Here is a 19753-nt window from a genome sequence, read left to right on the forward strand (position 1 = left end):
AAACTTTGCGACTTCGCGACTTTGCGAGATTAAAAAAAAAAACCTGCGTCCATCAGTTTAAATCAGTAAAATCCGTGGGCAAAATTTCCGCAATAACAAAAAAACTTCGCGACTTAGTGCCTTTGTGGCAAAGAACTATCAAAAATCAAATCCAATCCACCCGCAATTAAATGCGCGACTTCAGGACGTTTTTCTTTTAGTTGATCCAAATAAACCAAGACTTCCTGCAAAAGTTGTTTTTCTTCAGAATCTTTTAAAAGTTCAGCAATTTCTATAGAAAGCAACCAATCGTTTTGATGATTGTGTTTCAGTTTTTCAAAAACAGATTTCAGTTCAGATTTAGAATCTTTGTTTTCTCTAAGCATACGAACCGTTTGATATAAAACTTCTAAATCATCACGTTCGTCTGTATGTTTTGCTTTTATAGTGGTAGTTTTCGGAACATTATTAATAAGATCAAAACTATTTACATCGGCTGGACCGGAAAAAGCAGAAACTACTTTTTTGCCAATCGCCATATCATAATTTCCCCATTCTGGCTGAAACAAAATCGTTTCGCCATGCGTTACGGTACAATTTCTAAAACTGATTAAGATAATTTCTCCGTGTAAATTTCTTGAACCGGTTATGATTTCGCCTTCAACAATAATATTGCCTTCAAATTCTAATTTTACAGTTTCATTCTCGACAATACTATACGCTTGCAAATCCTTCGGACTCATATCTTCAATGGCTAAATTGAAACCTTTCAATTTTCCAATTGGACTTCCAAAGCCTTCAGGATGCGTTAAAGTTCCGTGGCCAACTAATTCTTTTTCACGGTAAGATAAAGCAGTTTTTCCCGTAGTCTGAATGTAAACCGGTTTTCCTTCTTCTTCCAGAACATTGGTAAAAACACCTGAAATTTGTAAACCTGTACTCAATTCAATAGTTCCTAAAGCATTTGAGTGAATTAGTTTTTTAATTCCGGAAAGTCCTCCGGTTCTTAAAGCCATTTTATTCGCAAACTCTTCAAGAATCAAACTCAAATAAGAGAAATTCGGCGTTACATAAAGTTGAGGCTGTAGCTGTGTAATATCAAAATTTTGATTCGCAGCCGAAATATCATAAGGGATTTTCTTTACGTTATCGGTCATACACCAGGCACTTTCTCCGATAGAAGAAAGTAATCCGGCGCCGTATATTTTTGGGTTTTCGACAGTTCCAATCAAACCATATTCTACTGTCCACCAATGTAAATTACGAATCTGGGCCATTTCAGATAATTCGCCCATATTATTTTGTAAATCGGCAACCGCTTTTTCCGCTTCATCGATTTTTTCCTGTGGCGTATCTTCTGCTTCTTTCAAAATAGAAAGCAAACGAATTGCTTCATACATTTGATAATCTTTGTGAGATGAAATGGCCTTGCATCCAATTTCACCAAAACGACGCAAATATTCTGCATATTCAGGATTTGCAATAATAGGAGCGTGGCCTGCACCTTCGTGAATAATATCCGGTGCAGGTGTATATTCAATATGTTCTAATTGACGAATATCTGAAGCGATAACCAAAACGTTGTAGGCCTGAAATTCCATAAAAGCATTTGGTGGAATAAATCCATCAACAGCAACTGCAGCCCAGCCAATTTCAGTCAGGATTCTGTTCATGCCGTACATGCTTGGAATAGAATCAATTTCGATTCCGGTTTTTTTCAAACCATCCAAATAAGAATGATGGGCAACTTTCGATAAATAATCTACGTTTTTGCGCATTACATAGCGCCAAACTGCCTGATTAATTGGCGTATAATCGCTATAATCCTGTGGTTTGATGAATTGCTTTAAATGTTTTGGCAATCTTTCTAATAACGGATTTGTTTCTATAGATGCATTCATTTTCGAAAACGTTGTAGATTAAGAATGTAAAATTACGAATTTAGCTCGCTAATTTTTGCTGTTCATCACAATATTTTTATTCGAAAGTAACTTTTATTGCGTTTTTATAGATTTTGAAGACAAATGATTTTAACAGTCATTATTTTCATAATTCACTTTCTCCAGTGTTTTTTCATATTTTTCGATTTCCTTTTTTGTCATCGAAGCTTCTTTTACATCAATTTTTAATTGTTTTTTTGTGTCGGGACTAATCCATAAACCAGTAAAAGTGTTTCCGGTTTTCTTTAAAATCATTACACCACTAAAACCGTGTTCTACTAAAACGAATTGATTTTCGATTTTTACATTCTGAGTAATGTTTAACTGAATCCAGCTTCCTGATTTGTCATAACGATACATGGCGGTATACATGAGATCTGCCGTGCATGGGTTTTCTTCTGTTTTAATATAAAATGTTACAGGATTTTTTGCGTCGACAGTGCCTTTGTACAAATTAAAGATAGGGGCTGTTTGTGCATTTAGATGATTTAAAAAGGAAAAGCAGATTATAAAAAACAGAATTGTCTTTTTCATGATTAAGAATTGGATTTGTTTTGATTTGGTTTTTAATAGCAATTTTGCTGATCAAATTTATTTAATAAAAACGGTAATCCAAATCTAATTGGTTATTTACTTTTTTAACTCATTTTCGGCATTTCTGAAATACTCGATTTTGTGATTGAACATATAAGCCATATTTGCTGCTCTCATTTTGGCTTCTTCTGTAATTGGTCCTGAAAATTGAGAATCAATTGTAGTATTAAAAAGTTGAATCCAGCGGTCAAAATGTGTTTTGTCTACCGGTAATTGCTTATGTGGCGGGAAAGGAGTTCCTGAATAAGCGCGGACATCAAATAAAATTGTTTGCCAAAAACCATACATTTTTTGCAAATGCACAGGCCAGCGATCTTGTAATTTATCATTAAAAATTGGCCCCAAAAGTTCATCCTTTCTAATGTTATCATAAAAAGAATCGACCATTAATTTTATGTCTTCTATGTTTGAAATATCTTTAAGAGTTGTCATGTTTTCTATTATAAAATGAATTGCAAAAATACGATATCTGCTGATTTATAATTTCTGATATTTATCATTTACATAATTATTTATTTTGTCAAACAGAAGATAAAATAATGATTGACAGATAAGGTAATATAGAGTTTTACGTTGATTTTATCATTTTATGATTATTTGAATTCTAAAAGTAAGGTTTTTATGTTTTTTAATTAAATTAAAGTATTTAAAATCAATGATTTGTGAAAAATATAGATAAGTTTTTGTAAGGTTTAAATTTCAAAATGATGTGTATTTGTAATGTAGGAAAAATATCATTTTAATTAAAAATATCATAATATTGATATGAATTAATAAAATTAATCTTAAAAAATAAGAAAAATTTAATTATCTAAAACCTCAAAACTATGAACAAAATTACCCAAAAACCACAAAACCGAATGAAGTTTATGCTAATGTTTTGCATTATTATGACTTCACTAATTAGTAAGACGACTGCACAGACCGTTACGCCGTGGATAACCTCAGGCGATCAAACGAAATTATTACAGCAACAAAGTACCGTAAACTTTGGAACCAATTCAGGCTCAAATCCTTCAACAGTTACTGTAAATCCATCAACAACCTATCAAACTATGGACGGGTTTGGTTACACACTTACGGAAGGAAGCTGCGAAGTGATTAGCGGAATGGCGGCCACTCAGCAAAATCAATTATTAAATGATTTGTATAATCCCACTACCGGATTAAACGCAAGTGTAGTTCGTATTAGTATAGGAGCTTCAGATTTAAGCAGTTCTTCTTATAGTTATAACGAAACTTCTGGCGATGTTAATATGAATAATTTTAGTCTTAACGGACCGGATTTAACCTATTTAATTCCCATTATAAAAAAGATAAAATTAATTAATCCGAACATTAAAATATTAGCAACTCCGTGGTCGGCTCCTCGTTGGATGAAAACAAATAATTCCTGGATTGGCGGAAGTTTGCAAACACAATATTATGCAGCGTATGCCAGATATTTTGTAAAATACTTTGATGCAATGCAGGCGCAGGGAATTTCAATTTGGGGAATCACACCTCAAAATGAACCTGAAAATCCGCATAACGAACCAAGTATGCTGATGAATTCTACAGAACAAAAGAATTTTATTAATCAACAACTTGGTCCGCAAATGGCAGCAGCTGGTTACGGAAACATAAAAATCATTGCTTTTGATCATAATTGCGATAATACAGCTTATCCTATTGATGTTTTAAATAACAGTGGTTATGTTGATGGCGCCGCATTTCACTTGTATTTAGGAAATATTTCAGCAATGTCAACAGTAAGAAATGCAACCAATAAAAACGTATATTTTACAGAACAATACACAGGATCGGGAGGAAGTTTTAGCGGAGATTTTGGCTGGCACATGCAAAATGTAGTGATTGGTAGTACAAATAACTGGGCAAAAACGGTTCTGGAATGGAATGCAGCAAATAACTCTGGTTTGGGACCGCGAACTCCGGGCGGATGTAACACGTGTTTAGGTGCAATTACGGTAAACAATAGTACAAGTTATACTAAAAATGTAGCGTATTATATTATTGGTCAAATTTCAAAATTTGTAAAACCGGGCGCTTTACGAATTAATTCTTCAAGTACAAACGGAAGTATTTTTTCTGTTGGATTTAAAAATCCTTATGGTTCGATTTCGCTTGTTGTATATAATTCAAGCGGATCAGCAAATACAATCAAAGTTGTTTCAGGGTCATCGGCATTTAATTATTCTGTACCCGCAACATCTGCTGTAACATTCAATTGGGCAGTAGGAAATCCTCCGGTTGAAAGTTTTCCGGGATATTACAATATTATTTCAAGAAACAGTAATAAAGGTTTGGATGTTGCAGATAATGCCACAATAAGCGGAAGCCGTATTCAGCAATATGATATTACAAATGGCGGAGGAAATAATCAACGTTGGAAATTTGTTTCTGACGGAAGTGGAAACTATTACATCATTGTAAAATCGACAGGAATGTATCTTGCGGTTGAAAATAATGGAACGGCAGATGGATTAAAAGTACAGCAAAAAACATTTTCTGCTTCTAACGAATTCAAATGGACAGTTACAAGTCTTGGAGGAGGTTATTATAAAATCATTAATTTAAATAGTGGAAAATCTCTTGATGTCGAAAATGTTTCTACTGCAAACGGGGCCAATATTCAGGTTTGGAGTTATACCGGCGGATTAAATCAACAATGGCAGTTTGTGCAGGTTGAATCTACAGCTAAAAAAGCTGTTGCAGAAGAACTTAATTCTCAATCAGATCTTTCAATTTATATCAATTCAACCAATGATTATTTAAAAATAAACACACCAAATTCGGGTTCTGGCGGTGTTGAGATTTACTCGGTTACCGGTCAAAATCTTTTAAAAAGAACTGTTGATTTTGTAAATGGAAGTGAAGCTGAAATTGAAATTTCAAAATTACCAAAAGGACTTTACATTGTGAAAGTTACAGACAGTAAAGGTTCTTATTCTAAAAAAGTTGTAAAACAATAATTTTTAAATTTCTGGATTCAATTAGTAATTTTATATTGAGTTTAAAGGCTGACTGATATTTATTTCAGGCAGCCTTTTGTTTTTAGCCAATTAACTGTGTAAACAAATCCTGATTGTCATTTAAATATTGAAACTCAAATCCGTTTTTGGTCATATTTAATTTAATATTCATAATGTCTTTTTTCTTTTTCAGTTCTAATCCAACAACTACAGAACCTACTTCTCGATTGTTTTTTTTATGAAATTGAAAATAAGTAATGTCATCATCTGGACCTAAAATGTTGTTTACAAATTCTTTCAATGCACCCGGACGTTGCGGAAACTGAATCATAAAATAGTGCATCAAACCTTCGTAAAGTAAAGAACGTTCTTTTATTTCAGCAGTTCTCTCAATATCATTATTACTTCCGCTAACGACGCAAACTACTTTTTTGCCTTTTATTTTGTCTTTATAAAAATCTAAAGCAGCAATTGTCAATGCTCCTGCCGGTTCAACAACCATTGCTTCTTCATTATACAAACGCAAAATTGTCGTGCAGACTTTTCCTTCGGGAACCAAAATAATATCGTCTAAATTATTTCTGCAGATATCAAAAGTCATGTCGCCAACTTGTTTTACGGCAGCACCATCAACAAATTTATCTATTGTGGTTAAAGCGGTGTTTTTATTTTGATCGATAGAAGTTTTCATCGAAGGCGCACCTTTGGGTTCAACCCCAATAATTTTTGTATTCGGACTCAAATGTTTAAAAACTTCAGATAATCCCGACGCAAGTCCGCCACCGCCAATTGGCACAAAAACATAATCAATATGTTCTTTATAGCTATCCAAGATTTCTAACCCAACAGTTCCTTGCCCTGCAATAACTTTTAAATCATCAAAAGGATGAATGAAAGTTTTATGATTTTTGATTGCATCTGCCGTTGCCGAAGCGTAAGCATCATCAAAAGTATCTCCTGTAAGTACAATTTCAACAAACGATTTTCCGAATAATTGTACTTGTTTTACTTTTTGTTTCGGAGTGGTTTTTGGCATGTAAATTTTGCCTTTTATCTCCAGTAAATTACAGGAATAAGCAACGCCTTGTGCATGATTTCCGGCGCTGGCACAAACAATTCCGGTTGCTTTTTCGGAATCTTTCAACGAAGAAATTTTGTTATAAGCACCCCGAATTTTATAAGAACGAACAATTTGCAAATCTTCTCTTTTTAATAAAATAGTTGATTTAAATTCATCTGAAAGATTTAAATTTTGCGTGAGTGGAGTAGCGGCAACTACATTTTCGAGCTGTTTTTTTGCGTTGATTACTTCGTTAAATAAAGTCATATTGTTTGTTTTTTTGCCACGAATTACACGAATTTTCTCTAATTTTTATCAGCCGGAAGCTAAATATTAATTCGTGCTAATTCATGAAATTCGTGGCTATTTTAAATTCATTAAATAAAAAAACCTCCCGATTGGGAGGTTTCATAAATTGTATTTGTTTACTTTTTTATATAACACCTCGCCATCATTGCTGAATTGCAATAATGCTGATAATAGCGATAATAATGTTACTAAAGTTTGTCATTTTGTTGTTGTCTGAATAACAAATGTATTAATTATTTTTTGAAATACTCAATCTCTGTTTTTAGTTTTTACAAAAACTGATTAACTGTGACTGAAAAACTTACTTCTTAACAGGCGGATATTGAGCCAAAACCTTGCTTACAATTTCTTGTATTCTGGCATCTTTTTTATCAATGTTTTTAGTTAAGGTTCCAATTCCTTCACCTTGCCAGATCATTTCTTTCTTTTTGGCATCGATTAAATCGATGTATAAAGTTCCTTCTGTAGAGGTAGAAACCGTTGTTTGGTTTCCTCCATACATCATGTAAGGATTCCAACCCCAGCCCCAGCCGTAACCCCAGCCAGCGCTAAACTGGTTTACATTTACTTGCTCTCTTGATTTAGTAAAAATATTTACTAATAAATCAGGATTTTCGCTTTTAGTAAAACCTTTTGCCTGCATTTCAGTATCTATTGCGTGAAGAATTCGTCTTTTATCCAAATCAGAAATTTCAACCTTGTCAATTCCCGGCTTAAAAAAAGCATACGTTTTATAAGGAGCAAAATCTACGTTTTTGTCGTAATCAGAATAAACACTAACAGTGCTGCAAGAGGCTAATATTAAAAGCAAAAAAACGGGTACTAATTTGAATGTTTTCATATAATTAAATTTTAATGTTCTCATTTTCTTTGTCAGGCTGAGCGTCCCGAAATTTCGGGACGCTCAGCCTGACATTATAATTAAAATAAACTTTCGTCGACTATATTAGGCAAAGTTACTTTTAATAAAGGCTGAACTTCCATCGCTCTTTTTATGGCAAAAATAGCTTCGTCATTTCTTGCCCAGCTTCGTCTTGAAATTCCGTTGTTAACATCCCAGAAAAGCATTGATGCTAAACGTTTTGAAGCCTCTTTAGAACCATCAAGAACCATACCAAATCCGCCGTTTATAACCTCTCCCCAGCCAACTCCGCCACCGTTATGAATTGATACCCAGGTTGCACCTCTAAAGCTGTCGCCAATCACATTTTGAATTGCCATATCGGCCGTAAAACGAGAGCCGTCATAAATGTTAGAAGTCTCTCTGTAAGGAGAATCCGTTCCGGAAACGTCGTGATGATCACGACCTAAAACAACAGTTCCAATTTCGCCTTTTGCAATCGCCTGATTAAAAGCTTCGGCAATTTTAATTCGGCCTTCAGCATCAGCATACAGAATTCTGGCTTGGGAACCCACAACCAATTTATTTTCCTGTGCGCCTTTGATCCATTTAATATTATCCTGCATTTGCTGCTGAATTTCATTTGGAGAAGTTTTCGCTAATTCTTCTAAAACCTGACTTGCAATAGTATCGGTTTTTTGTAAATCTTCCGGTTTTCCAGATGTACAGACCCATCTAAAAGGTCCAAAGCCATAATCAAAACACATTGGTCCCATAATATCCTGCACATAACTTGGATATTTAAAATCGATATTATTTTCAGCCATTACATCAGCACCGGCGCGCGAAGCTTCTAATAAAAAAGCATTTCCATAATCGAAAAAGTAAGTTCCTTTTGCGGTATGTTTGTTTATTGCTTTTGCTTGTCTGCGTAACGATTCCTGAACTTTTTCTTTGAATAAACCAGGATTATTGGCCATCATTTCGTTGGCTTCTTCGAAAGAAATTCCAACAGGATAATAACCGCCAGCCCAAGGATTATGCAATGAAGTCTGATCAGATCCCAAATCAATTTTGATGTTTTCTTTGTCGAAACATTCCCAAACATCAACCACATTTCCTAAATAAGCAATTGAAACTACTTCTTTATTGGCTTTCGCCGAATTGACTCTTTTTACCAATTCTTCTGTCGAAGTTACAATTTCGTTAATCCAGCCTTGTTCGTGACGAATTTTGGTAATCTTCGGATTTACTTCGGCGCAGACCGTAATACAACCTGCAATATTTCCGGCTTTTGGCTGCGCACCAGACATTCCGCCAAGTCCAGAAGTCACAAAAAGATTTCCTTCAGGATTTAATTTTATTTTTCTGAAACCATTCAAAACCGTAATCGTCGTTCCATGTACAATTCCCTGTGGGCCAATATACATATAACTTCCTGCGGTCATTTGTCCGTATTGAGAAACGCCAAGCGCATTCATTTTTTCCCAATCGTCCGGTTTTGAGTAATTCGGGATAACCATTCCGTTGGTAACCACAACTCTTGGCGCTTCAGCATGTGAAGGAAATAATCCCATCGGATGCCCTGAATACATCGTTAAAGTCTGCTCATCTGTCATTTCAGACAAATACTGCATGGTTAATAAATATTGCGCCCAGTTCTGAAAAACAGCTCCGTTTCCGCCATACGTAATCAATTCATGCGGATGCTGCGCCACGGCATAATCCAGATTATTTTGAATCATGTGCATAATCGCTTTTGCCTGCAATGATTTTCCAGGATATTCGTCGATTGGCCGCGCGTACATTCTGTAATCCGGACGCAAACGATACATATAGATACGTCCGTATTTTTCTAATTCTTCTGAGAATTCCTGAATTAATTCAGCGTGATGTTTGGCTTCAAAATAACGTAATGCATTTTTTAGAGCCAGTTTTTTTTCTTCTGCCGAAAGAATTTCTTTTCGTTTTGGAGCGTGATTAATCGCTAAATCGTATTGTTTTTTTGGAGGTAATATCGTTGGAATTCCCTGTTGTATTTCTTCTTTGAAAGTCATTTTTTTTAAGGTGCTAAGTTGCTAAGATTCTAAGTTACTAAGATATTTTAGTTAGATTAACAACAGATTAATTTGTTTTTTTTATTATGTCGCTCCGCTGGACTAAAGTTTTAGATTGTTGATTTTAGATTTTAGCAAAACGTAAGATTCAACATCTGAAATTATTATATGTCTAATTATGACGCCCCGCTGGGGCTAAAATTCTGAATGCTAATTGTATTTCTATAAATATTTCACTCCTCTGGAGTTAGCCTTGGAAAGGTGTAATATTTATAGAAAACAATATGCGTCAATTAATAAAGCTCCATTGGAGCGAAATATCTATCAATATTCAACCTGAAAATAATTATCTAATCATCAAATTGACACATTTTCTAATTAAAAACTAGGGATAACGAATATCCGACCTATGATAGGATTTGTAGATCCTAATTCTAAATTTTCTTGAGCGAATATCCATATGTAATTTTAGATTTTAGATTGATGATTTTAGATTTTCGAATTATCTAATTGACACATTTTTAGATTATCTAATTAAAAATAAACATCTTCATTAACACAAAACGGCATTTTTTTATTTTCAAAAAGCGCTATTATATTTTGTGCGGCGCAAACTGCCATTGCATTTCTGGCTTCGTATGTTGCGGAACCAATATGTGGCAAAATACAACAATTTGGCAATGATAATAAAGGATTGTCTTTTTTCATGGGTTCCGGATTAGTAACGTCAAGTCCCGCGCCCCAGATTATATTATTGGTCAGGGCATGAAACAAATCGTCTTCATTATGGAATTTTCCCCTTGCTGTGTTGATGAAAATAGAACTAGGTTTCATTTTTGCAAAAGCACTTTTATTAAAAAGTTCATTATTTTCTTCTGTATAATTAGAATGAACACTCAAAACATCACTTTTTGCAAGTAAAGTTTCAAAATCTACCAACTCCGTATTAAGTTCATTTTCGGCATTTTCATTATGAGAACGATTGTGGTAAATGATATTCATTCCGAAGGCGGCTTTGCATTTTTGGGCCATTTCAAAACCAATTCTGCCCAAACCGAATATCCCGAGTGTTTTGCCGTAGAGTTCTTGTCCTAAATTTGCCAAAGGATTAAAACTTCCCCATTCTCCGTTTATAATTTTTTTATGATTGTAAAATGACTTTCGGGCAACGCTTTGCATCAATAAAAAAGCAATATCCGAAGTTGCTCTGCTTAAAACATCAGGCGTGTTTCCCACAGGTATTTTTCGACTATTTGCGGATGAAATATTTACAGCATCAAATCCAACAGAAAACAAAGCGATACCTTTTAAATTAGGGCATTGCTGAAAAAAATCTTCATCAAAATTATTGGTTCCAACATTAAGAAGCGCATCATTTTCCTGACAGATTTTGATGAATTCATCTCTTGATAATACATTCTCTGTTGGATTTATGGTAAGATTGATGCCTCTTTCCCGAAGTAATACAATGCCGGCCTCTGGTATATTTTTATTTATAAAAACGTTCATTTTTGTTTAGATTTTTAGATGTTAGATAGTTAGACTTCTTAGATTTTTTGAAGTTGAAAATCATATCTATCTTTAATGAGGTTAGTTTAATTTAAAATTCTCTTTCAATAATTATCTAATTATCAAATTGGCACATTATCTAATTCGTTTTCCTGATTTGTCCTGTATTTTTATCAAACCCGTACGGACAATGACGGCAGCCGCTTTTACAGCAATAACCGCGTTTTAAATGGTGTTTTTCGGTAAAGCATTTATAACCTTCGAGCGTATAGTAAAAATCTTCGCCTTCGATTAATTTATTTTCATTACTTTGCTCTTTCATAAATCTGCTTCGGTCGTGTTTTTATTTCATTAAAAATCAAAAATAAATAATTGATTGTGATTTTAATGAAATCTTATAATTTTATATCTACAAATTTATAAACTTTACAGCTAATGTTTCTGATTGTTGCTAAATATTTAATTCCGAAAGGATATCGCGGAATGGCTGTGTTTCCGTTTGTATTGATGAAATATGATTTGGATAAAGCGAATATGATTTTTGTGAACCATGAAAAGATTCATTTGAAACAACAAAAAGAAATGCTGATTCTGCCTTTTTTTATCTGGTATTTTCTCGAATATTTATTCCGTTTAATTCAGTATAAAAACAAGGATTTGGCTTATCGAAATATTAGTTTTGAAAGAGAAGCTTACACAAAAGAAACCGATCTTGACTATTTGAAAAACCGATCTTTTTTTCAGTTTCTGAATTACATCAAATTAAAATAAAATCATTTTGAACCAGAATATCGATATCAATTTTCCTAATGATATTTCTTTGACAATAAAGCGTGAAGACTTAAATCATCCGTTTATTTCAGGGAATAAATTAAGAAAATTAAAATACAATTTACTTCAGGCGAAAGCCGAAAACAAAACCACTTTACTAACTTTTGGCGGTGCTTTTTCAAATCATATCGCTGCGGTTGCGTATGCAGGAAAAGAGCAGGGTTTTAAAACTATCGGAATTATTCGGGGCGATGAACTTTTTGATAAAATTGAAGAAAATCCAACCTTGAAATTTGCTCAGGAAAACGGAATGCAATTTGAGTTTGTTTCAAGAGAAGATTATCGAAATAAAAGTGAAATTTCTTTTATAGAAAAATTTAAAGAGAAGTTTGGTGATTTTTATTTAGTTCCTGAAGGCGGCACAAATGAACTTGCCGTAAAAGGCTGTGAAGAGATTTTGACAGATGAAGATGCGGTTTTTAATTACGTTTGCTGTGCGGTTGGAACGGGCGGAACTATTTCGGGACTAATAAATAGTGCATTGCCAAATCAGAAAATTTTAGGGTTTCCGGCGTTAAAAGGTGACTTTTTAATCGATGGAATTCGTATTTTTGCACAAAAAGATAACTGGGAAATAATTACTGACTATCATTTTGGAGGTTATGGCAAGATAAATTTAGAATTAATTGAATTTATTAATGCTTTTTTTGACGAAAATAAAGTGCCCTTAGACCCAATTTATACAGGAAAGATGTTTTTTGGCGTTATAGATTTAATCTCTAAAAAATATTTTCCTCCGCATTCAAAAATTTTACTCATTCACACAGGCGGATTGCAGGGAATTGAAGGAATGAATTTAAAATTGAAGCAGAAGAAATTACCAATACTCAAAACGAATGTTTAAAAAAATTATAATACTCTTTATAATAGCAGCTTTGGCAAGTTGTTCTTCGAGTAAACCGGCGATTGCAACAACTAAAAAAGCAGCGTCAGTGCAGAAACCGAGGGTGGCGACTACTAAAAAAACGACCGATTCAAGACCAACTGTAAAAAAATATCCAACTACAAATAATACAACCGAAGTTATTCAGTCTACTTCAAAAACGGTTGTAACCAGCAATGTAATTACCGATTATGTTTTGCAATACAAAGATATTGCAATGGGAAATATGCAAAAATATGGCATTCCGGCAAGTATTATTCTGGCTCAGGGAATTTTAGAATCGGGAGCCGGGAAAGGCGATTTAGCAATGGAAGCCAATAATCATTTCGGAATAAAATGCCATAAAGACTGGCTGGGAGAAAGTGTTCGACATGATGATGATTCCTCTCAGGAATGTTTCAGGAAATATACAGAAGCTTCAGAATCGTATAAAGACCACGCTTTATTTTTGGTTGGCAAAAACAGGTATGCGACTTTATTTACTTACGAAAAAGACGATTATAAAGCCTGGGCAAAAGGCTTAAGAGCTGCAGGTTATGCCACAGATCCTAATTATCCGGATAAATTAATAAGTTATATCGAGCGTTATAATCTGCACCAATACGATTGTCAGGTAACGGGAAAAAATTACAAACCTTTTGATAAATCAGTTACGAGTTCAACTTCAACTAAAACGAGTTCAGGTTCAACCAAAAGTTCTAATTCAAATTCAGACGATCCCAATTTATATGTAGTGCAGCAAGGAGATACATTATATTCTATTTCAAAAAAATTCAATGTATTAGTTGATGATTTGAAACGGAAAAATAATCTTTCAGACAATGCACTTTCAATTGGACAAAAGTTGAAAGTGAAATAAATTATATAAAATCAAAAAATACAAATAGATATTGGATTAGTCTGCTTCAAAAATCTAAGAAGTCTAACGATCTAAAATCTAAAAATCTAAAATAAAAATGATCTATAAAAGAAGTAGTCAGCTTTTTGCTGAAGCAGAAAAAGTAATTCCGGGAGGAGTAAATTCGCCAGTTCGTGCTTTTAAAGCAGTTGGAGGAACTCCTATTTTTGTAAAAAGTGCCAAAGGTGCTTATTTGTATGATGAAGACGGAAATAAATTAATAGATTATATCAACTCTTGGGGACCAATGGTTTTGGGTCATGCGTATCAGCCGGTTGTTGATGCTGTAATCGAAAAAGCAAAACTGGGAACTTCATTTGGAATGCCGACAGAATTAGAAACTCAAATCGCTGCTTTGGCTGTTTCTATGGTTCCGAATATTGATAAAATAAGATTTGTAAATTCAGGTACAGAAGCTTGTATGAGCGCGATTCGTTTGGCTCGCGGATTTACAAAAAGAGATAAAATCATCAAATTTGCAGGCTGTTATCACGGACATTCTGATTCATTTTTGATTCAGGCCGGAAGTGGAGCTGTAACTTTTGGATCACCAAATAGTCCGGGCGTTACAGAAGGAACTGCAAAAGATACTTTGTTGGCAAAATACAATGATTTAGAGAATGTAAAAACTTTAATAGAAGCCAATAAAAACGAAATCGCAGCTATTATAATTGAGCCGGTTGCCGGAAATATGGGATGTATTCCACCTCAAAAAGGTTTCTTGCAGGGTTTAAGAGATTTGTGTACCGCAAACGGAATTTTATTAATTTTCGATGAGGTAATGACTGGTTTCCGTTTGGCTCGTGGCGGAGTTCAGGAATTGTATAATATCAATGCTGATATCGTTACTTTCGGAAAAGTAATTGGTGGAGGTTTACCTGTTGGCGCTTTTGCTGCAAGAGAAGAAATCATGAATCATCTTGCACCGCTTGGACCAGTTTATCAGGCAGGAACATTGTCTGGAAATCCTTTAGCGATGGCTGCAGGATTGGCAATGTTGCAATCGTTAGATAATGACCGTGAGATTTTTACCCGCTTAGAAGAAAAAACAGCTTATCTGGAAGCAGGAATCGATAAAGTTTTAAAAGGAAATAATGTTATTTTTACGATTAATAGAGTAGGTTCTATGATTTCGGTACATTTTGATGAAAATCCGGTTGTCGATTTTCAAACGGCTGCAAAAGGAGACAATGAAACGTTTAAGAAATTCTTTCATGGTTTGTTAAACGAAGGTGTTTATATTGCGCCATCAGCTTACGAAACCTGGTTTATAACAGATGCATTAACGTATGAAGATTTAGATTTTACAATAAATGCGATTGACAAAGTTTCAAAGACATTTTAATAAATCAAAAAAGAGGCTTTTAAAGCCTCTTTTTTTTTGATCTCACTTACATTTTATCTTTTCGATGATCTTTCATTTTGTCTTTGTGCTCTTTTTGAATTGCTTCCCATTTTTTGTATTGGTCGGCTGTTAAAATAGATTTCATTTTTGCATCTGTTGCTTTGTGATCTTCTTCCATTTGTTTTTTCATGGCTTTTCTTTCAGCATCAGTTGGTTTTGCATCAGAATCTTTTCGGCTCTTTTTCAGCATTTCCATTTTAGTGCTTCTTTCAGATAAAAGTTGACCAACTTGTTTTTGCTGATCTGCATTTAGGTTTAAATCTGTTGTCAATTTTTGCAAATGTGCCTGATCGCGTTCTTGTGGAGATTTCATATCTCTATGACCTTTATGATCTCCTTTTCCTTTATGGTCTTTATGCTCTTTTTTTAAAGCCGTCCACTTTGTGTATTGATCAGCATTTAAAATAGATTTCATTTTAGCATCGTTAGCTGCTTTTTCAGTTTCCATTTGTTTTTTAAAAGCTTCTCTTTCTGCATCAGTAGGTTTTGTTTTACTGTCTTTTCTGGCAGCTTTAAACTTTTCTGCTTTGGCACTTCTTTCAGCCAATAATTGTTTTACCTGATCTTGTTGTTTTTTATCCAGACTCAATTCAGAAGTCAGTTTTTGTAAATGTTTCTCGTTACGTTGTTCCGGAGTTAAATTTTCTCTTTGATCACGTGTTGATTTCTGATTGATGTCTTGTGCAAAACTTACTACTCCAACGAATAATAAAGCCGCAATAAATAATTTTTTCATAATTCGTTTTTTTTAGATTATAGCATTTAGACTTCAAAGAGTTTGCTAAGTTTAATGCGATTGTCAGATTTATCTTTTATTTAACAAAAACTATTAATGAAAATATAAAGTTGATAAAGAAATAAAAAAGAGGCTTAATTGCCTCTTTTTATAAACTATAATTAGTTGTTTTCTTTTTTATATTCTCTCATTTTTTCTCTGGCTTTTTCTTTGTTTTTTTCTTGCAAAGCATGCCATTTTGTATACTGATCTGCAGTTAAAATAGATTTCATTTTAGCGTCGTTTGCTTCTTTTTCAGCTAGCATTTCTTTTTTAAAAGCTTCTTTTTCTTCAGCAGTTGGTTTTACATCACTATCTTTTTTTGCCTGACGGGCTTCTTTAAATTTTTCGGCTTTAGCACTTCTTTCAGCCAGTAATTGTTTTACCTGAGATTGTTGATTTGCATCTAAACTTAATTCAGATGTTAATTTTTGCAATTGTTTTTCATTGCGTTGTTCAGGAGTTAATCTTTCTCTTTTTTGATCAGCATCTTGTGCAAAACTTGCTGCTCCAACGAATAACAAAGCTGCAATAAATAATTTTTTCATGATTTGTTTTTTTGAGGTTATAGTAATTAGACTTTATTCAATTGAATAGGTTTAATCTGATAATCAGAATTGTAGTTTTTAACAAAACGAAAAATGGATTAGCAATATTGTATTTTTATTTTCAATGGTTTTTTAATTCCGTTGAATCATGATGTTTTACAAGAATAGGTTTTTAAATTTGTTAGTGCATTGACAATTTCAAAATAGAATTACCAGAATAAAATATGGAAGAATTATTTAATAAGAAAAATAAAAACCGTGTTCTTAAAGCCGTGAATGGCGAAATGTCTTATCAAAAATTAACGGCTGCCGAATTACATCAATTTGTACAGCATTGGAATTATGATGACGGAATTGAACCTTTTGAATGGATTATCAAACAAAAACATCTTGATAAAGGAACAGCGCTTTGTTTGTATTGGATGCTGCAGCCGGATTATTTCTGTAAATTCAAAAACGAAGAGGAAATAAAAGAAGATACCAATTATGAGACTTATCAAATAGTAAAAGAAATTGAAGAAAGATATACTTCGGGATTTTATGAAGATAAAAATTTTTCTTTTGATCCTAAGGAAGAGTTTTTTGATGAAAATTCTAATGCTAAATGCATTCCTGAAGAAATGAAGGTAAAATCACCAGGAACTGTTTTTGAAAGACAAGATATTGAGTTTGCTCTTTTAAGAAAGCCCAGTGAAAAGGAATTAAAAACAATTAATAGCAAGATAGTCGATGCTATAAAGATAATTCAGATCTCAAATCCTGATTTTATTTATGATCACGCTGATGATGCTATTAACGCTATAATTGAAAGTGTTGAATATTGGAAAACGAAAGAATTGGGAAAGATAAAAATTAAAAACCTGTCTTATTTATGGATGGATTGTGTGCATAAAAAACATAATTGGGATTGGATTATTTGGGATTGGGAAACGGGAAATAATATTGGTGTTACAAATGCTACAAAAGAATTAACCTCTTTGGAAAATACTATCATAAATCATACGATAGATGGATTTCAGCAATCTTCGATAATTTCAGATTTATATAAAGATTTGGCAGGAGTAAATAATTTTTATGATTTAAAAAAAGATCCTTACAGCGGAATTGGTTTGCTTTTTAGTACAGATCATTTGAAATTTAGAGAATAAAAACTCATGGTATTAAGAAAAATTACAGTCGAAGGTAATGTCTATTTATACAAATTAATAAATGGATTTAAGATGAGAAAATTACTTCAAAAATAATTGCTTACCTTAGTAAAACCAGAAGTTAAAACCCAAAAACAAATCTTATGAATAACAAAATCGCCTTTTTTTCGACACAGCCTTACGATAAAGAGTTCTTTAATAAGTATAATACTGATTTTGGGTTTGAATTGGATTTTTACGAAACCCAGCTTAATCCTCAAACTGTTGTTTTAATTGAAAAAGCTGAAATTGTCTGCGTGTTTGTAAATGACATTGTAAATGAGGCAGTCATTAAGCAGCTGGCAGAAAAAAATGTGAAAATTATCGCCTTGCGTTGTGCCGGTTTTAACAATGTCGATTTAGAAGCGGCCAAAAAATACAATTTAAAAGTGTGTCGCGTTCCTGCATATTCACCTCAGGCAGTTGCAGAACATGCTATGGCTATGATTTTAACCTTAAACCGAAAAACGCACAAAGCCTATAACAGAGTTCGTGAACAAAACTTTTCCCTAAACGGCTTATTAGGTTTTGATCTATTCGGAAAAACAATTGGAATTATCGGAACGGGAAATATAGGAAAAGCTTTTGCTAAAATTGCTTCAGGTTTTGGATGCAAAGTTTTGGCTTATGATATTGTAACGAACGCCGAAATGGAAAAAGACGGAGTAAAATTTGTTTCACTTGAAGAGATTTTCAAAACGAGTGATATTATTTCTTTGCATTGTCCATTAAATGAGCAGACTAAACATATAATCAATAAAAAATCTATTGATGAAATGAAAGACAGCGTTATGATTATCAATACCAGCCGCGGCGGATTAATTGAAACGGCCTGTGTTATTGAAGGTTTAAAAGAAGGTAAAATTGGTTATCTGGGAATCGATGTTTACGAACAGGAAGAAAAACTATTCTTTAGAGATCTTTCTGCAGATATTATTCAGGACGATGCGATTCAGCGTTTGATGAGTTTTCCGAATGTTTTGGTAACGGCGCACCAGGCCTTTTTTACCAACGAAGCTTTAACGCAGATTGCTTTGGTTACTTTTAATAATATAAAATCGTTATTGGCTGAAAATGATATTGAAAATAAGGCTGCATTGCTGGTTTGAAAAAACTAAATTGAATCAGACAACGTAAAGTTGAAAACTTTTTAAAATCTAAAATGATGAAAAAACAAATTCTAATAATAATCACAATTCTAACCCTATATTCCTGCCAGAATAAGGATAAAAAGGACTCAAATATCATTAAAACAATTGTTCAGGATACTTTATCCAAAACAGTTGCCGGAACTGCCGATTTAAGCGAAGCTCCGCCCAGAGATGATAAAGCGGTCAAATTAATTAGAAAACAGCTTTTAGTTTTACTAAAAAAAGATTTACCTGCAATGACAAAAGAAGATCGCTTTTTTTATTACGAGGCATTTGATTTAAACAATGATAAGAAAAATGAATATTTTGTAGGTTTCTCAAATCCTTATTTTTGCGGAAGTGGAGGCTGTTCTGGATATATTCTGAATAACGACGGAAGTTTAATTAATTCGTTCACCGTAACTGATTTTCCGATTTATATAGTGAAAAATTCTTCTGAAAAATTTCAGGATTTAATTTTTAAAAGTAAAGGTACTTTTTATACCATGAAAATGAAAAACGGAAAATATCCTTCAAATCCTTCTGTTCAGGAAGTTTGGAAAGGAGATATTTCAAAAGAAACGACGAAGGTTTTGGATATTAATTCTAAAAAGCTGGAGAAGTATTCGTTTTAAAAAGTAAGCCCGACATGTTTTAAAACCTGTCGGGTTTGAAATCATACTTCGAAAGCCATTCTAAATCTTCTTTGTATAAATCTTCCTGAGAAATAACTTTTCCCTGTTTTATATCTTCTTCACTTTTTTTAAGAATATCTAATTCATATTGTTCTAATTGGTAAATTTTTGAAGTACTCATGATTAAACGACTTTTAGTT

The 19753-nt window shown here is 33.3% G+C and carries 19 protein-coding genes; 8 read left to right on the forward strand and 11 right to left on the reverse strand.

Features of this window, described 5'->3' with window-relative positions; translation table 11 throughout:
* Positions 1–113: 113 nt before the first annotated feature.
* The 3 genes from RT99_RS06840 to RT99_RS06850 all read right to left on the reverse strand — a co-directional run bounded on the left by RT99_RS06840 (position 114) and on the right by RT99_RS06850 (position 2945).
* A complete protein-coding gene (locus RT99_RS06840; RefSeq protein WP_042563974.1) occupies positions 114–1880 on the reverse strand; it encodes an aromatic amino acid hydroxylase in 1767 nt (588 codons plus the stop codon).
* Between the two features lie 129 nt (positions 1881–2009).
* Positions 2010–2453, reverse strand: a complete 444-nt coding sequence (locus RT99_RS06845) for a hypothetical protein (protein ID WP_052483598.1) — start codon at positions 2451–2453, stop codon at positions 2010–2012.
* Positions 2454–2549: 96 nt separating this feature from the next.
* A complete protein-coding gene (locus RT99_RS06850; protein WP_042563975.1) occupies positions 2550–2945 on the reverse strand; it encodes a group III truncated hemoglobin in 396 nt (131 codons plus the stop codon).
* Between the two features lie 395 nt (positions 2946–3340).
* Between RT99_RS06850 and RT99_RS06855 the strand changes: the two genes are divergently transcribed.
* Entirely contained in the window at positions 3341–5485 is a 2145-nt protein-coding gene (locus tag RT99_RS06855; RefSeq protein WP_042563976.1) for an RICIN domain-containing protein, read from the forward strand.
* Positions 5486–5567: 82 nt separating this feature from the next.
* On the opposite strand, the gene ilvA is transcribed toward RT99_RS06855, so the two are convergent.
* The 5 genes from ilvA to RT99_RS06880 form a co-directional block, all read right to left on the reverse strand.
* Positions 5568–6812, reverse strand: a complete 1245-nt coding sequence (ilvA, locus tag RT99_RS06860) for a threonine ammonia-lyase IlvA (protein ID WP_042563977.1) — start codon at positions 6810–6812, stop codon at positions 5568–5570.
* Between the two features lie 343 nt (positions 6813–7155).
* Positions 7156–7695: a DUF4136 domain-containing protein gene (locus tag RT99_RS06865; RefSeq protein WP_042564075.1), complete on the reverse strand. Its 540-nt coding sequence runs from the start codon at positions 7693–7695 to the stop codon at positions 7156–7158.
* A gap of 80 nt (positions 7696–7775) precedes the next feature.
* Positions 7776–9752: a urocanate hydratase gene (locus tag RT99_RS06870; RefSeq protein WP_042563978.1), complete on the reverse strand. Its 1977-nt coding sequence runs from the start codon at positions 9750–9752 to the stop codon at positions 7776–7778.
* A gap of 534 nt (positions 9753–10286) precedes the next feature.
* Positions 10287–11261: a D-glycerate dehydrogenase gene (locus RT99_RS06875; RefSeq protein ID WP_042563979.1), complete on the reverse strand. Its 975-nt coding sequence runs from the start codon at positions 11259–11261 to the stop codon at positions 10287–10289.
* A gap of 139 nt (positions 11262–11400) precedes the next feature.
* Positions 11401–11583: a DUF5522 domain-containing protein gene (locus tag RT99_RS06880; protein ID WP_042563980.1), complete on the reverse strand. Its 183-nt coding sequence runs from the start codon at positions 11581–11583 to the stop codon at positions 11401–11403.
* 113 nt (positions 11584–11696) lie between these two features.
* On the opposite strand from RT99_RS06880, the gene RT99_RS06885 reads away from it, so the two are divergent.
* The 4 genes from RT99_RS06885 (at position 11697) to hemL (ending at position 15218) form a co-directional block, all read left to right on the forward strand.
* Positions 11697–12032 carry a hypothetical protein gene (locus RT99_RS06885; RefSeq protein WP_042563981.1) on the forward strand — a complete coding sequence of 112 codons (336 nt, stop codon included), beginning with the start codon at positions 11697–11699 and terminating at the stop codon, positions 12030–12032.
* Between the two features lie 7 nt (positions 12033–12039).
* On the forward strand, positions 12040–12936 hold the full coding sequence (locus tag RT99_RS06890) for a 1-aminocyclopropane-1-carboxylate deaminase/D-cysteine desulfhydrase (RefSeq protein WP_117614795.1): 897 nt from the start codon (positions 12040–12042) through the stop codon (positions 12934–12936).
* Positions 12929–13834, forward strand: a complete 906-nt coding sequence (locus tag RT99_RS06895) for a glucosaminidase domain-containing protein (protein ID WP_042563983.1) — start codon at positions 12929–12931, stop codon at positions 13832–13834. The genes RT99_RS06890 and RT99_RS06895 overlap by 8 nt, the downstream gene beginning before the upstream one ends.
* A 97-nt stretch (positions 13835–13931) precedes the next feature.
* The gene (gene hemL / locus RT99_RS06900; RefSeq protein WP_042563984.1) at positions 13932–15218 is read left to right on the forward strand and encodes a glutamate-1-semialdehyde 2,1-aminomutase; all 1287 of its coding nucleotides are present in this window, start codon (positions 13932–13934) and stop codon (positions 15216–15218) included.
* 46 nt (positions 15219–15264) lie between these two features.
* Here the strand turns inward: hemL and RT99_RS25665 are convergent, their stop codons facing one another.
* Both RT99_RS25665 and RT99_RS06915 read right to left on the reverse strand, forming a co-directional pair.
* Positions 15265–16014, reverse strand: coding sequence for a hypothetical protein (locus RT99_RS25665; RefSeq protein WP_242607173.1), 750 nt, complete (start codon positions 16012–16014; stop codon positions 15265–15267).
* A 161-nt stretch (positions 16015–16175) separates the two neighbouring features.
* On the reverse strand, positions 16176–16601 hold the full coding sequence (locus RT99_RS06915; protein ID WP_042563985.1) for a hypothetical protein: 426 nt from the start codon (positions 16599–16601) through the stop codon (positions 16176–16178).
* A 224-nt stretch (positions 16602–16825) separates the two neighbouring features.
* Here RT99_RS06915 and RT99_RS24640 point away from each other — a divergent pair, with 224 nt between their 5' ends.
* The 3 genes from RT99_RS24640 to RT99_RS06930 all read left to right on the forward strand — a co-directional run bounded on the left by RT99_RS24640 (position 16826) and on the right by RT99_RS06930 (position 19553).
* Complete coding sequence (locus RT99_RS24640) at positions 16826–17749, forward strand: DUF4274 domain-containing protein (RefSeq protein ID WP_052483601.1); 924 nt, start codon at positions 16826–16828, stop codon at positions 17747–17749.
* Between the two features lie 143 nt (positions 17750–17892).
* Positions 17893–18897: a 2-hydroxyacid dehydrogenase gene (locus tag RT99_RS06925; RefSeq protein WP_042563986.1), complete on the forward strand. Its 1005-nt coding sequence runs from the start codon at positions 17893–17895 to the stop codon at positions 18895–18897.
* Between the two features lie 56 nt (positions 18898–18953).
* A complete protein-coding gene (locus RT99_RS06930) occupies positions 18954–19553 on the forward strand; it encodes a hypothetical protein (RefSeq protein WP_042563987.1) in 600 nt (199 codons plus the stop codon).
* A 19-nt stretch (positions 19554–19572) separates the two neighbouring features.
* Here RT99_RS06930 and RT99_RS25275 read toward each other — a convergent pair whose 3' ends face one another.
* On the reverse strand, positions 19573–19734 hold the full coding sequence (locus RT99_RS25275) for a hypothetical protein (RefSeq protein WP_165587186.1): 162 nt from the start codon (positions 19732–19734) through the stop codon (positions 19573–19575).
* Between the last annotated feature and the right edge of the window lie 19 nt (positions 19735–19753).

This window comes from Flavobacterium sp. MEB061 (genome assembly GCF_000834715.1).
In the GTDB taxonomy this organism is placed as follows: domain Bacteria; phylum Bacteroidota; class Bacteroidia; order Flavobacteriales; family Flavobacteriaceae; genus Flavobacterium; species Flavobacterium pectinovorum.

Excerpts from the sequence above, each read along its gene's own strand:
- RT99_RS06840 (WP_042563974.1), bottom strand. The coding sequence starts at position 1,880 with ATGAATGCATCTATAGAAACAAATCCGTTATTAGAAAGATTGCCAAAA.
- RT99_RS06845 (WP_052483598.1), bottom strand. The coding sequence starts at position 2,453 with ATGAAAAAGACAATTCTGTTTTTTATAATCTGCTTTTCCTTTTTAAAT.
- RT99_RS06850 (WP_042563975.1), bottom strand. The coding sequence starts at position 2,945 with ATGACAACTCTTAAAGATATTTCAAACATAGAAGACATAAAATTAATG.
- RT99_RS06855 (WP_042563976.1), top strand. The coding sequence starts at position 3,341 with ATGAACAAAATTACCCAAAAACCACAAAACCGAATGAAGTTTATGCTA.
- ilvA (WP_042563977.1), bottom strand. The coding sequence starts at position 6,812 with ATGACTTTATTTAACGAAGTAATCAACGCAAAAAAACAGCTCGAAAAT.
- RT99_RS06865 (WP_042564075.1), bottom strand. The coding sequence starts at position 7,695 with ATGAAAACATTCAAATTAGTACCCGTTTTTTTGCTTTTAATATTAGCC.
- RT99_RS06870 (WP_042563978.1), bottom strand. The coding sequence starts at position 9,752 with ATGACTTTCAAAGAAGAAATACAACAGGGAATTCCAACGATATTACCT.
- RT99_RS06875 (WP_042563979.1), bottom strand. The coding sequence starts at position 11,261 with ATGAACGTTTTTATAAATAAAAATATACCAGAGGCCGGCATTGTATTA.
- RT99_RS06880 (WP_042563980.1), bottom strand. The coding sequence starts at position 11,583 with ATGAAAGAGCAAAGTAATGAAAATAAATTAATCGAAGGCGAAGATTTT.
- RT99_RS06885 (WP_042563981.1), top strand. The coding sequence starts at position 11,697 with ATGTTTCTGATTGTTGCTAAATATTTAATTCCGAAAGGATATCGCGGA.
- RT99_RS06895 (WP_042563983.1), top strand. The coding sequence starts at position 12,929 with ATGTTTAAAAAAATTATAATACTCTTTATAATAGCAGCTTTGGCAAGT.
- hemL (WP_042563984.1), top strand. The coding sequence starts at position 13,932 with ATGATCTATAAAAGAAGTAGTCAGCTTTTTGCTGAAGCAGAAAAAGTA.
- RT99_RS25665 (WP_242607173.1), bottom strand. The coding sequence starts at position 16,014 with ATGAAAAAATTATTTATTGCGGCTTTATTATTCGTTGGAGTAGTAAGT.
- RT99_RS06915 (WP_042563985.1), bottom strand. The coding sequence starts at position 16,601 with ATGAAAAAATTATTTATTGCAGCTTTGTTATTCGTTGGAGCAGCAAGT.
- RT99_RS24640 (WP_052483601.1), top strand. The coding sequence starts at position 16,826 with ATGGAAGAATTATTTAATAAGAAAAATAAAAACCGTGTTCTTAAAGCC.
- RT99_RS06925 (WP_042563986.1), top strand. The coding sequence starts at position 17,893 with ATGAATAACAAAATCGCCTTTTTTTCGACACAGCCTTACGATAAAGAG.
- RT99_RS06930 (WP_042563987.1), top strand. The coding sequence starts at position 18,954 with ATGAAAAAACAAATTCTAATAATAATCACAATTCTAACCCTATATTCC.
- RT99_RS25275 (WP_165587186.1), bottom strand. The coding sequence starts at position 19,734 with ATGAGTACTTCAAAAATTTACCAATTAGAACAATATGAATTAGATATT.